A 12347-nucleotide genomic window follows, 5' to 3' on the forward strand; every position below is an offset into this window, starting at 1 on the left:
CAGGCTGAAGTGTAACCGGCGGCGCGCGATGCGGCGCCGCCGGGATCTTGCCTTACTGGGCCGAGACGCTGCCCTGCAGGGCGGGCACCGCGTTCTTCTGGCGCAGGCGGTAGCTGATGCCCAGCACGGCCAGCCACACCGGGATCAGGTACACCGAGATGCGCAGGCCGTCGGTCAGGTACATCACGTACAGGATGCCGCCCAGGAACGCCAGGCACAGGTAGTTGGTGAGCGGGTAGCCAAAGCTCTTGAAGCGCGTTTCCTGGCGGGCCTTGCGCTTATCGGCGCGGAACTTCAGGTGGATGATGCTGATCATGGCCCAGTTGATGATCAGGGCCGAGACCACCAGGCCCATCAGCAGTTCGAAGGCCTTGCCCGGCATGAAGTAGTTGATCAGCACACACAGGCCGGTAGCGGCCGCCGACACGCCCAGCGCCGTCAGCGGAATGCCGCGCTTGCTGACCTTGAGCAGCGACTTCGGCGCATTGCCCTGCTGGGCCAGGCCGAACAGCATGCGGCTGTTGCAGTACACACCGCTGTTGTAGACCGACAGCGCGGCCGTCAGCACCACCACGTTCAGCACATTGGCCACCCAGTTGCTGTTCAGCGCATGGAAGATCAGCACGAACGGGCTGCCGCCGGTGACGACGTTTTCCCACGGGTACAGCGACAGCAGTACCGCCAGCGCGCCAACGTAGAAGATCAGGATGCGGTAGATGACCTGGTTGGTCGCCTTGGGGATGCTCTTTTCCGGCTGGTCCGCTTCCGCCGCCGTGATGCCGACGAGTTCCAGGCCGCCGAACGAGAACATGATCACCGCCATGGCCATGACCAGTCCGCCCAGGCCATTCGGGAAGAAGCCGCCGTGCTGCCACAGGTTGGTGATGCTGGCCTGCGGACCGGCATTGCCCGACATCAGCAGGTAGCCGCCGAAGCCGATCATGCCGACGATGGCAGCCACCTTGACGATCGAGAACCAGAACTCCATCTCGCCGAACGACTTCACGCTCGACAGGTTGATGGCGTTGATGATCAGGAAGAAGGCCAGCGCCGAGATCCAGGTCGGGATGCCGGGCCACCAGTACTGCACGTAGATGCCTACCGCCGACAGCTCGGCCATGCTCACCAGGATGTACAGCACCCAGTAGTTCCAGCCCGACATGAAGCCGGCGAAGTGGCCGCAGTACTTGTTGGCGAAGTAGCTGAAGGAGCCGGCGACGGGCTCGTCCACCACCATCTCGCCCAGCTGGCGCATGATGAAGAAGGCCACGATGCCAGCGACGGCATAGCCGAGCAGGACCGAGGGGCCGGCCATCTTGATCGTCTGGGCGATGCCCAGGAACAGCCCGGTGCCGATGGCGCCACCGAGCGCGATCAGCTGGATGTGCCGGTTCTTCAGGCCACGCTTGAGCGTGCCGTCATTGTTGCTTGAAACCATGGATTGTTTCCTCTACCCACTCTTATGGAATGGCATGCGGGGCCTGGCGTCTCTTGCTGTGCGGGTAGGACGCCTGGGCCTTGGGGATCGCCGGGCACGGGGTGCCGTGCCCGGCGACGGGGACGGGCCGGTGCCGGTCAGGCCTCGACCTTCAGCGTGCCGCGTGCGATCTGGTCGCGTTCCAGCGATTCGAACAGCGCCTTGAAGTTGCCTTCGCCGAAGCCGTCGTCGCCGCTGCGCTGGATGTACTCGAAGAACACCGGGCCGAGCACGGTCTTGGAGAAGATCTGCAGCAGCAGGCGCGGCTTGCCGCCTTCGGTGGTGCCGTCGAGCAGGATGCCGCGGGCCTTGAGCTGGTCCACCGGCTGGCCGTGGCCGGGCAGGCGGGTGTCCAGGGCCTGGTAGTAGTAGTCGTTCGGCGCCGTCATCAGTTCCACGCCCGCGAGCTGCAGGTTGTCGATGACTTCGATCAGGTTGTCCGTCAGGAAGGCGATGTGCTGGATGCCCTCGCCATTGAAGGCCATCAGGAATTCCTCGATCTGGCCGGCGCCCTTGGACGATTCCTCGTTCAGCGGGATGCGGATCTTGCCGTCCGGCGCGGTCATGGCCTTGGAGGTCAGGCCGGTGTACTCGCCCTTGATGTCGAAGTAACGGATCTCGCGGAAGTTGAACAGCTTCTCGTAGAAGCTCGCCCAGTAGGCCATGCGGCCACGGTAGACGTTGTGCGTCAGGTGGTCGATCAGCTTCAGGCCGTGGCCTTCGGGGTGGCGGTCCACGCCTTCGATGAACTCGAAGTCGATGTCATAGATCGACTTGCCTTCCTCGAAGCGGTCGATCAGGTACAGCGGCGCGCCGCCGATGCCCTTGATCGCGGGCAGGCGCAGTTCCATCGGGCCGGTCGGGATTTCGACCGGCTGCGCGCCCAGTTCCAGCGCGCGGGCGTAGGCCTTGTGCGAATCCTTCACGCGGAAGGCCATGCCGCAGGCGCTCGGGCCATGCTCGGCGGCAAAGTAGGCGGCGTGGCTGTGGGGCTCGCGGTTGACGATGAAGTTGACCTCGCCCTGGCGATACAGCACCACGTCCTTGGAGCGGTGGCGCGCCACCAGCGTGAAGCCCATCCTTTCGAACAGCGGCTCCAGCACATTGGGGGTCGGCGAGGCGAATTCGACGAATTCGAAGCCCATCAGCTGCATCGGGTTGTCAAAGAGATCGGCCATGGTGTGTCTCAGAGAGGAAGGTAAGGGTTTCGATCTCGCGCACCGGACGGAGTGCCGTCGGCCGCGGAGGCAAAGGAAATCGGGCAGGCCGCCGCGATCAACACGCGGGCGTCCGCAGCCGGGCGTCGGGATGGGGGACATGCGGACGCGGCAGGGACGGTGTGCGGAAGTTCATGGGGCGCTGTCTTTGTCGGCCAGGCGGCCGGGAAATAATATTGCGAACAGTGCGCCGCGATCCTGGCCTGCGGCGCGTTCGGGCAATGTCGGGAACTCTCTCTGGCCCCTCGCTGGCATTGCCAATCTGGAATGCAGTGTATATTCTGGCCGGCAAAATTGGATTTCATTCCTCACGCAGGGAAACCCTGAAACGAGAAATCTGATTTCGTGAAATTATATTGAGGGGAAATAAAAGTGCCTGCCATCGAGCTTGACCGTACGGACCGCCGCCTGCTGGGCGTTTTGCAGCAACAGGGACGGGCTTCGAACCTGGAATTGTCCGAGGCGATTGCGCTGTCGCCGGCACAAACGTTGCGGCGTCACCGCCGCCTGGAAGAGAGCGGCATCATCAAGTGCTACGAGGCGCGGCTCGATGCGGCGAGCCTGGGGCTCGGCGTGGTCGCGTTCATCCACGTGACCATGGAGCGCGGCCATATCCGCGACCTGTCGAACTTCAAGAGCCTGGTGGCGGAGCTGGCGCAGATCCAGGAATGCTTCTCGGTGACGGGCGATATCGACTACGTGCTGAAGGTGGTCGCCAAGGACCTGAAGTCGCTGTCGGACTTCCTGCTCGATACGCTGATGCGCATCCCCGGCGTGAGCGGCGTGAAGTCCAGCGTGTGCCTCGACGAAATCAAGTGCACGAGTGCCGTGCCGCTCGATATGTAAGGCGCATGCGGCCGGGCGTCCGTCCGTGGAATACACTCGGTTCAGCGTGCCAATACGGACCGACCTCTCGCCCCCGAAGATGCCCAAGCCCCACATCCTGACCTATATCGACGCCGGCGCCTCCGACTGGACCGCCTGCCTGATGCGCACGATCGGCCAGCAGCTGCAGTCCGGTACCTATGAAATGCGTGCGGTCATGGCCTCGGACATCCGGCACGACCCGACGCTGTTCGACGACGCGGTCATGTTCGTCATGCCGGGCGGGGCTGATCTGCCGTACTGCGCGAAACTCAATGGCGCGCCCAACGCGCGCATCCGGCGTTTTGTCGAGAACGGCGGCACCTACCTGGGTATTTGCGCGGGCGCGTACTACGCATGCAGGGAACTGGCGTTCCACGCCGGCACCCGCGGGGCCATCTGCGGTCCGCGCGAACTGGGCTTCGTCGATGCCGTCGCGGTTGGCTCGCTGCCCGAACTGACCGGCGGCCGCCTCTATGACGGCACGCCGCGCACCACGGCCGCGGTCGAACTGCGGACCACCGAGCGGCTGGCCTCGGTACCGATGTCGGTCTACACGCACTATCACGGTGGCTGCCGTTTCGATTTCGACGGCGCGCCGGCTGCCGATACGGAAGTCCTGGCCGTCTATGCGGATATGGAAGGCATGCCACCGGCCATCGTCAGCACGCAGGTCGGGAAGGGCCGCGCGATCCTGACCGGTGTCCACCTGGAAGTCTCGGAGCAGGAGTGCGAGGAAGCCCTGCGCGGACACAGCGACATGGACAAGTACGTGCACATCTGCCACAGGCTGGCGGAGACCGGTGATGCCCGGCTGGCGGTATTCCGCCAAGTGCTGGCGCACGGCGGCCTGGCCCTGGACTGACGCGGCCATCGCCAGCGGGTGGACCTGCCGTATTCCTCAGCCAGCCAGTTCGCTGTGCAGCGCCAGGTACTCCTGCGACAGCTTGTGGCGCGGATCCAGGTGGATCATGGGCGTGGCGTGCTGGTGCGATTCGCGGATCTTCACCGATGACGACAGCCGCGATGCCAGCACCGGCAGCCCTTCACCGACCAGCTCCTCGACCAGCTTGACCGGCAGGCTCGCGCGCGGCTGGAACTGGTTGATGACGATGCCTTCGACCTGCAGGGCATCGTTGTGGTCCTGCTGGATTTCCTTCACGTTGTCGAGCAGCGTGTACAGCGCCCGGCGCGAGAAGTCGTCGCAGTCGAACGGGATCAGGCAGCGCTCCACCGCGATCAGCGCGGACCGCGTGTAGAAGTTGAGCGCCGGCGGCGTGTCGATGTAGATCGCGTCATAGACTGACTCCAGCTCGATCAGGGCATCGCGCAGCTTGTAGATCTTGTAGCGGGATTCCAGCTTGCCATGCAGCGCGTCGAGGTCAGGATGCGCCGGCATCACATCAAGATTCTCGAACGGCGTGGCGTGGATGAAGCTGCCCAGGTCGACCGGCTTGAAGCTGTAGGTCAGCGACGACTCGAAGAAGTGCGCCGCCGTCGGGTTTGCCTCGGCGGCCTTTGCGCCCATCAGGTACTGGGTCGAGTTGCACTGCGCGTCGAGGTCGACGACCAGCGTGCGCAGGCCTTCACGGGCGCTGATCGCGGCGAGGTTGCATACGATGGTCGACTTGCCCACGCCACCTTTCTGATTGAACACGACGCGCCGCATGGGTCCCTCTGGAGAAGATCGTTTTGGAGGGCGAAAGCATACCTCAACACGATGGCCTCGGGAGTGCGCCGATGGGGGGTGTGGACGCTCGTTGACAGGCGAAGCAAGGTGCGCTCGGCGGCTCCGCCGATATCGTCAATGCCCGTCAACGACGGAACCACAACATCGAGAGTGCACAAGCCAGGACCAGCAGCACGACCGACGCCGCGGCCAGCAGCGCGCCGACTTCGGTCTCGCGGCGCTCCATCGCGAAGCGCGCGCTCAGTTGCCGGTACACCTGGCTCAGGTCCGCCGCCGATCCTGCCTGGAAGTACTCGGCCCCGGTCAGCGTGGCCACCGCGCGCAAGGCGGGCTCGTCGAGCTGCATGTAGTAGGACAGGCTGGTCTCGGGCGCATTGCCGCCCAGCGTGCCGAAGCCTACGGTATAGACACGCACGCCACGCTGGGCGGCCATGCGCGCGGCCTCGATCGGGTCGGGTCCGGTGGTGCGGCGGCCATCGCTGAGCAGGATGACCGCGCCGTGCCGATAGGAACCCGGTTGCGCTGGCGGCCGGTCCTGCGCGCGCTTGCGCGCGGCGTCGGCCGCGGCGGCTTCATCGAGTGGCGTGGCGCGGCGCGCGGAAGCGAAGGGCGGGTCGTCGTTGAACAGGATCGCTTCGAGGTCGATGCCATCGTCCGGAAACAGCACGGCCAGCGCCTGGATCAGCCCGCTGCCGGTCGCCGTGCCGCGCTGGAGCTGGAACCGGTCGATCGCGTCGAGCATGTCCTGCCGGTTGCTGGTGGGACGCAGGACCACGGTAGCCGTCGCGGCGAACGAGACGATGCCAAGCCGGACGCTGCCCGGCAGCCCGACGATCAGTTCGCGCGCCGCCTGCTGCGCGGCGCTGAGGCGCGTGGGCGTCACGTCGGTGGCCTCCATGCTGCGCGAAACATCCATCGCCAGCACCAGCGTGATGGTGTCGGACGGCAGCGTGAGGGTGGCGGTCGGCCGGGCGCAGGCCAGCAGGGCGGCGCCCAGGGCAAACAGGAACAGCAGCGGGGGAATGTGACGCCGCAGGCGTTGGCCGGTGCCGAGCGCAGCGCGGGGCAACGCAAGGCTGGCGTAAAGCAGGGCAGACTTCTTGCGTCGCGCGATCAGGTACAGGTAAGCGGCTGCCAGCAACGGAAGCGCAAGCAGCAACCAGAGCATTTGCGGCCAGAGAAACTGCATGCCCTGCTCCTTGGCGCATGGTTAAGAGGATGGTACTGTATTTTTTAAGGCGGCACGGGACTCGGGAGCGTGCGATGAAGCGTGTGACGATCTACGGATGGCTCTCGGCTGCGGTCGCGGTGATGGTCGCGGCGGCGCTGGGCCTTGCGTGGCTGTCGCGCCCGTCGCCGCGGGTGCTGAGGCAGGCCGATATCGATGCTGCGGTGCTGCATACGCTGCAGACCAAGAGCCTGCCATCGCGCACCGCTCGCGCGGCCGAGGCCATCCGCGAATCCGTGGTGGAGGTGCGCAGCTTCTCGCCGGCGCAGCCGGAGGCCGAAGCCGCCTCCGTGCCGCGTGCCCGGCGTGATCCGCCGGCCAACCGGCGGAAGTCCCCGCCGCCATCCCGGCGGGCGCCCTCCGACGAACTCGCGAAGAGCGATCCGCAGGCCGACAAGGACGCGACAAAGGACAAGCAGGACAAGCGCGAAGCGCGTCACATCGGCTCTGGCGTGGTCGTGACCGAAAGCGGACTGGTGCTGACCAGCTACCACGTGGTTGCCGATGCCAAGCGCGTGGAGATTCGCTTCTACGACGGCCAGACTTCCGAGGCGACGGTGATGCAGGCGATCCCCGAGAAAGACCTCGCCCTCGTCAGGCCGAAATCCATTCCCGACGACTTGCCGGCTGCGACACTCGGCTCCAGCCGCAACCTTGCGCCGGGCTCCGAGGTCGTGGCGGTCGGCTTTCCGTTCGGCATCGGGCCGTCGGTGTCCGCCGGGGTGGTGTCCGGACTCGACCGGCAGTTCGTGTCGCCCGACAAGACGCAGAGCCTGGACAACCTGATCCAGTTCGACGCGGCTGCCAATCCCGGCAATTCGGGCGGCCCGCTGGTGAACATGGATGGCGAGGTGGTCGGCATTGTCACCGCCATCCTCAACCCCAACCAGAGCGGCACCTTCCTCGGGATCGGCTTTGCCGTCACGATCGAAAGCGCCGGCGCTTCTATCGGAACTTCTCCTTTCTAGACGCGGAGGCCTATGAACGAGCAAGCCCATGGCGCGACAGACAGCGCCGACCTGATGGAGCGCCTGCTGTACGAGGTGAAACGCGTGGTGGTCGGGCAAGACCACTTTCTCGAACGCGTGCTGGTGGCCATGCTGGCCGGCGGCCACCTGCTGGTGGAGGGCGTGCCCGGCCTGGCCAAGACGCTGACGGTCAATACGCTGGCCCGCACCATGAGCGGAACCTTCAAGCGCATCCAGTTCACGCCGGACCTGCTGCCGGCGGACCTGGTCGGCACGCGCATGTACAACCAGGGCACGGGCGAGTTCTCGACCGTGCGCGGGCCGGTCTTCGCCAACCTGCTGCTGGCCGACGAAATCAATCGCGCGCCGGCCAAGGTGCAAAGCGCGCTGCTGGAAGTCATGCAGGAAAAGCAGGTCACCATTGCCGGCGAGACCCATCGCGTGCCCACGCCGTTCCTCGTCATGGCGACGCAGAATCCGATCGAGACCGAAGGCACCTATCCATTGCCCGAGGCGCAGGTCGATCGCTTCATGATGAAGGTGCTGGTCGGGTATCCGAGCGAGGAGGAAGAGGTCGTCATCGTCAATCGGGTCACCGGGGCCCGCATCAGCGTGAGTGCGATTGCCACGCCGGAGCACCTGGCGGCCTTGCAGGAGGAGTGCCGCCGCGTCTACGTGGACCCGTCGCTGGTCCAGTACGCGGTGCGCCTGGTGGCGGCCACGCGCAAGCCGGGCAACTACGGCCTGGAAGACATGGGGCGCTATATCGCGTTCGGCGCGAGCCCCCGGGCCACCATCGGGCTGGTGGAAGGCGCGCGGGCGCTGGCGTTCCTACGCGGCCGCAATTATGCCGTGCCCGAAGACGTGATCGATCTCGTGCCCGATGTACTGCGCCACCGCCTGTCGCTGTCGTACGAGGCCATGTCGGATGGCGCGACGGCGGACCAGCTCATCACGCGCATCCTGCAGGCGCTGCCGGTTCCGGAGCGCCCGCTCGAATCCCATGTTCGCGCGGCTGTTCGGTAAGCGTCCGCGCGGCGACGCGCCGGCGGCCGCCGCGCCCGCGCGTTCGGGCGCGGCGCTGGCGAGCGTCGGCGCACGGCAGGCCGAGACGCTGCTGCGGCGGCTGGAGTGGACCGTGGTGCGGCGCCTCGACGGGCTGCTGCAGGGCGACTACCGCACGCTGTTCCGCGGCTTCGGGCTGGATCTTGCCGACCTGCGCGAATACCGTCCCGGCGACGACGTCCGTCACATCGACTGGAACGTGACGGCGCGGCTGCAGGTGCCGCACGTGCGCGAGTTCCAGGAGGATCGCGACCTCTCGGCGTGGTTCGTGCTCGACCTGAGCGGGTCGGTGGAGTTCGGTTCCGGCACGGTGCGCAAGCGTGACCTGCTGAGCGACTTCACCACCGTCATGGCCTTGCTGCTGACGCGCTATGGCAACCGCATCGGCGCCGTGCTCGACGGCGGGGCAAGCGACGCGCAGGCCTCGATGATTCCGCCGCGCTCCGGCCGCCGCCAGTTGCTGCACCTGCTTGACCGCATGCACACCACCCCGGCCGTGTGCCCCGGCGAGACCCGCCTGCGCGACCTGCTGGAGCGCGCGCGCGCCGTCGCCAAACGGCGCTCGGTGATGTTCATCGTGTCGGATTTCATCAGTGCCCAGGGATGGCAGACGTCGCTCGCCATGCTGGCCCGGCGCCATGAAGTCGTCGCGGTGCGGCTGGTCGATCCGCTGGAGATGGCGTTGCCCGACCTCGGGCTGGTCGTGCTGCAGGATGCGGAGTCGGGCGAGCAGATGTTCATCGATACGCACGATCCCGCGTTTCGCAAACGCTTCGCCGCGATCGCCCAGGCGCGCGAGTCCGAACTGCGCCTCGCGTTCGCGCGCGCCGGCGTGGAATGCCTGACGCTCTCGACCTACGCGCCGATTGACCTGGCGCTCCTGCAGTTCATGCGCGAGCGCCGCTTCCGCCAGGGGGCGGCCAGGGGCGTGCCCGTGGGGGCGACATGACCGAGACCCTCAACCGGCTGCCGCTGTTCAGCTTCCTCTGGCCCAGCATGCTGTGGCTGCTGGCGCTGGTGCTGGTGCTCGGCGCGGGCTACGTCTGGCTCGACCTGCGCCGGCGGCGAACAACGGTCGACCATCCGGCCATGCGCTCCATCGGCATGGCCATGAAGGGTGGCACGGGCTGGCGCCGTCACGTGTCGGCCGTGCTGACGCTGCTGGCCCTCAGTGCACTCATCTTTGCCATTGCCCGTCCCCAGGCGGTGATGACGCTGCCCTCGCGCATCAAGACCGTCATCCTCGTCATGGACCTGTCAGGCAGCATGCGCGCGCAGGATGTGCATCCGAGCCGCATCCGCGCCGCCCAGCAGGCGGCCCGGGTGCTGCTAGACGCCCAGCCGGCGGGCGTGAGTGTGGGCGTGGTGGCGATGGCGGGCACGGCCGCGCTGGCACAGGCGCCCAGCCGCAGCAAGGACGACGTGGCCGCGGCCATTGAAGGGCTGAAGCCGCAGGGCGGCACCGCCCTGGGCAATGGCCTGCTGATCGCGCTCACGACGCTGCTGCCGGAGGCCGCCGACGACGCCGAGCGACTGATGAATGGCGGCGATGTCCCGCAAGTGAAGAAACCGGGGGCGTCCGGCGACGAGAATCCGCCAGTGCCGGGCTCCTATGCTTCGGGCGCGATCGTCCTGTTCTCCGATGGCGAAAACAACGCGGGGCCGGCGGCGGAGCAGGCCGCCCAGCTCGCGGCGATGTATGGCGTGCGGGTCTATACCGTCGGCGTCGGCACGACCGAGGGGGTCGTGCTGTCGGCGGAGGGCTGGTCGGCGCGCGTCAGGCTGGACGAGAAGGTATTGAAGCAGGTCGCCGACGCGACCGGGGCCGAATACTTCCGGCTCGAAGATGCAGCGTCGTTGAAGCGGGTGTATCGCGCGCTCAATGCGAGGCTGGCATTCGACAAGCGCGACCAGGTCGAGGTGACGGCGTTCTTCGCGGCCGCGGGAGCGTTGCTGGCGGCCTGCGCGGGGCTGCTGTCGCTGTGGTGGTTCGGTCGGGTGTTGTAGGCCCGGCCCCGCGCGCATTGCCGCCCGAACGCCGCTATCAGGGCGAAGCTAGCCTTGCAGCGCCGCAATGTTGCCGGCTTCCTCGTGCACGGTCAGTCCGTCTTCAATGTCCGCGACGCCGGGCACTGCCCACACGGCGGTCAGCACGGCGTCGTGCTCGTGGCGGAGGACATGGCCGCTCAGGCAGACAGATCCGCGGGCCACATCGACGCCGATCGCACGGGGATGGCTGACCACGTCGTCCAGCCGCGTCCGGATCCGCTCGCCGATGTCGTAGTCGCTCGAACGCGCTTTTTCGCCTGCTGCCACGCGGGTTCCCGCCCGTGCAGCGAAGCCACGCGCGTGATCGAGCGCGCGCTTCGCCTGGGCCTGCGCGTAGTCGCTCAGGTCATGGCTTTTTGCCTCCGCCTTGTCCCGAAGCATGGCCCGCCGCCGCGCACCGAGCTCCGGATCGAGCAGGTACATCAGCGCGGCGCCGCCTATTGCCGCGACGGCCATATCGATGAGGTTGCGGTTTCCTGTACGCATGGATGCCTCTCCTTCGAAGATGAACAGGTCAGCGGCGGTTCCGATCCCGCCGCATATCCGCGCGTTCTCGCATGAGGCGTGCCTGCGGTTCAGGTGATCTTCTTGCCACGGGAGGCGCGGTGCGCGGCGGCGACAGCCCGGCTGCCGGCGCTTTCTTACCGCAGGATGTAAATCCATCCCGCTGCGCTTCAGGGCCGCCCGCGCAGCGGCTTGAGCAGGTCCGCCAGTCCGTTGTGGTCGAGTTCGTGCATCAACGCCAGCAAACGGCCGATTTCACCGGGCGGAAAGCCCTCGCGCGCGAACCAGTTCAGGTAGTTGCCGGGCAGGTCGGCAATCAGCGTGCCCTTGTGTTTGCCGAACGGCATCTGGCGGGTGACAAGCAGGAGAAGGGATTCGCTGTCCGGCAGCATGGCGGTTGATTTCGGGGGCGTGGCGGGCATTGTAGCGCCGCCGCGCAGCCGGACCACGTGGGCCGTGGTCCGGCTGCGCGGGTCAGCCCAGGTCGAGAAACACCTTGCCGTCCTCGATCCTGACGGGATAGGCGCGCACCGCCTCGGTCAACGGCGCGCACATGGCCGCACCGGTCCGTACATCGAACTTGCCCTGATGCAGCGGGCATTCGATCTCGTGGCCATCGAGGAATCCGTCGCAGAGCCGGGCGTGGCCGTGCGTGCAGAGATTGTCGGTGGCGAACACCTCGCCGTCGACGCCATAGAGGGCGATCTCGCGGTCCTGCACCTGCACGGCGACCACATCGTCCTGCGGCACGCTGGCGAGCGGGGCCGCCTCGATCCAGGTTTCGGTCATGGGGTTGTCTCCGGTTGTCGTCATCAGATCGGGTAGATCAGCGAGTTGGGGATCATCTCGCTGTCGAAGATGCACTGGCGGACGGCGAAGCGCAGGCCTTGCGGCGTGCGCGCGATCCGGTCGAGATAGCGGCCTGTGTTGAAGACCTCGCTGACCTGGTCCGGCTTGGTGCGCAGTACGGCGTAATTCGCTTCGGCGACGATATACGCATCGGTACTTTCGCGGACCAGCGGCACGCCGGTGATATGGCGCTGGTAGTAGGGATCGTGGAACAGCGTTTCGCGGATGCCGAAGACGCGATCGCGCAGCATGCCCTGGCTCTCCAGCGACATGGTCGCCAGCGGCAGGCCGCGCTCGAAGTTCTCGCGCGGCTGGACCCGGTAGAGGCAGTCGTCGGTAAAGAACTCGGGCCAGCGGTCCCAGTCGCCCTGGTCGACGGCGCTGGCGTAGTCGGCGTACAGCGACAGCAGCGCATGATACGTTGCGAAATCCATGT

At 66.6% G+C, this 12347-nt stretch carries 14 protein-coding genes; 6 read left to right on the plus strand and 8 right to left on the minus strand.

From position 1 onward, the window contains the following. Positions 1–52 precede the first annotated feature (52 nt). Positions 53–1438 carry an amino acid permease gene (locus ACIGJC_RS20520; RefSeq protein WP_483713984.1) on the minus strand — a complete coding sequence of 462 codons (1386 nt, stop codon included), beginning with the start codon at positions 1436–1438 and terminating at the stop codon, positions 53–55. Between the two features lie 137 nt (positions 1439–1575). Beyond that, complete coding sequence (gene hppD / locus ACIGJC_RS20525; protein ID WP_483713986.1) at positions 1576–2655, minus strand: 4-hydroxyphenylpyruvate dioxygenase; 1080 nt, start codon at positions 2653–2655, stop codon at positions 1576–1578. Positions 2656–3066: 411 nt separating this feature from the next. Between hppD and ACIGJC_RS20530 the strand changes: the two genes are divergently transcribed. After that, positions 3067–3540, plus strand: coding sequence for an Lrp/AsnC family transcriptional regulator (locus ACIGJC_RS20530; RefSeq protein WP_483713987.1), 474 nt, complete (start codon positions 3067–3069; stop codon positions 3538–3540). A 79-nt stretch (positions 3541–3619) separates the two neighbouring features. Beyond that, positions 3620–4423 carry a BPL-N domain-containing protein gene (locus tag ACIGJC_RS20535; protein WP_483713988.1) on the plus strand — a complete coding sequence of 268 codons (804 nt, stop codon included), beginning with the start codon at positions 3620–3622 and terminating at the stop codon, positions 4421–4423. Between the two features lie 36 nt (positions 4424–4459). On the opposite strand, the gene ACIGJC_RS20540 is transcribed toward ACIGJC_RS20535, so the two are convergent. Together ACIGJC_RS20540 and ACIGJC_RS20545 are read right to left on the minus strand one after the other, a co-directional pair. Further along, a complete protein-coding gene (locus ACIGJC_RS20540; RefSeq protein ID WP_483713989.1) occupies positions 4460–5227 on the minus strand; it encodes a ParA family protein in 768 nt (255 codons plus the stop codon). A 145-nt stretch (positions 5228–5372) separates the two neighbouring features. After that, positions 5373–6437 carry a VWA domain-containing protein gene (locus ACIGJC_RS20545; protein ID WP_483713990.1) on the minus strand — a complete coding sequence of 355 codons (1065 nt, stop codon included), beginning with the start codon at positions 6435–6437 and terminating at the stop codon, positions 5373–5375. 74 nt (positions 6438–6511) lie between these two features. Here ACIGJC_RS20545 and ACIGJC_RS20550 point away from each other — a divergent pair, with 74 nt between their 5' ends. From ACIGJC_RS20550 to ACIGJC_RS20565, 4 genes are read left to right on the plus strand one after another with little or no spacing between them, the layout of a single operon-like run. Then, positions 6512–7444, plus strand: a complete 933-nt coding sequence (locus ACIGJC_RS20550; protein ID WP_483713992.1) for a S1C family serine protease — start codon at positions 6512–6514, stop codon at positions 7442–7444. 12 nt (positions 7445–7456) lie between these two features. Beyond that, a complete protein-coding gene (locus tag ACIGJC_RS20555; RefSeq protein ID WP_483713993.1) occupies positions 7457–8470 on the plus strand; it encodes an AAA family ATPase in 1014 nt (337 codons plus the stop codon). Continuing rightward, entirely contained in the window at positions 8448–9458 is a 1011-nt protein-coding gene (locus ACIGJC_RS20560) for a DUF58 domain-containing protein (protein WP_483713994.1), read from the plus strand. Before ACIGJC_RS20555 ends, ACIGJC_RS20560 begins: the two co-directional genes overlap by 23 nt. Beyond that, positions 9455–10516: a VWA domain-containing protein gene (locus ACIGJC_RS20565; protein WP_483713995.1), complete on the plus strand. Its 1062-nt coding sequence runs from the start codon at positions 9455–9457 to the stop codon at positions 10514–10516. Before ACIGJC_RS20560 ends, ACIGJC_RS20565 begins: the two co-directional genes overlap by 4 nt. Positions 10517–10564: 48 nt before the next feature. Here the strand turns inward: ACIGJC_RS20565 and ACIGJC_RS20570 are convergent, their stop codons facing one another. From ACIGJC_RS20570 to ACIGJC_RS20585, 4 genes are all read right to left on the minus strand, one after another. Beyond that, a complete protein-coding gene (locus ACIGJC_RS20570; RefSeq protein WP_483714487.1) occupies positions 10565–11014 on the minus strand; it encodes a BON domain-containing protein in 450 nt (149 codons plus the stop codon). A gap of 218 nt (positions 11015–11232) precedes the next feature. Next, entirely contained in the window at positions 11233–11454 is a 222-nt protein-coding gene (locus tag ACIGJC_RS20575; protein ID WP_483714488.1) for a DUF3820 family protein, read from the minus strand. A gap of 82 nt (positions 11455–11536) precedes the next feature. Beyond that, a complete protein-coding gene (locus ACIGJC_RS20580) occupies positions 11537–11851 on the minus strand; it encodes a non-heme iron oxygenase ferredoxin subunit (RefSeq protein WP_483713996.1) in 315 nt (104 codons plus the stop codon). A 23-nt stretch (positions 11852–11874) separates the two neighbouring features. Next, positions 11875–12345 carry an aromatic-ring-hydroxylating dioxygenase subunit beta gene (locus tag ACIGJC_RS20585; RefSeq protein WP_483713997.1) on the minus strand — a complete coding sequence of 157 codons (471 nt, stop codon included), beginning with the start codon at positions 12343–12345 and terminating at the stop codon, positions 11875–11877. Between the last annotated feature and the right edge of the window lie 2 nt (positions 12346–12347).

This window comes from Cupriavidus sp. C3SS-1 (assembly GCF_057073755.1).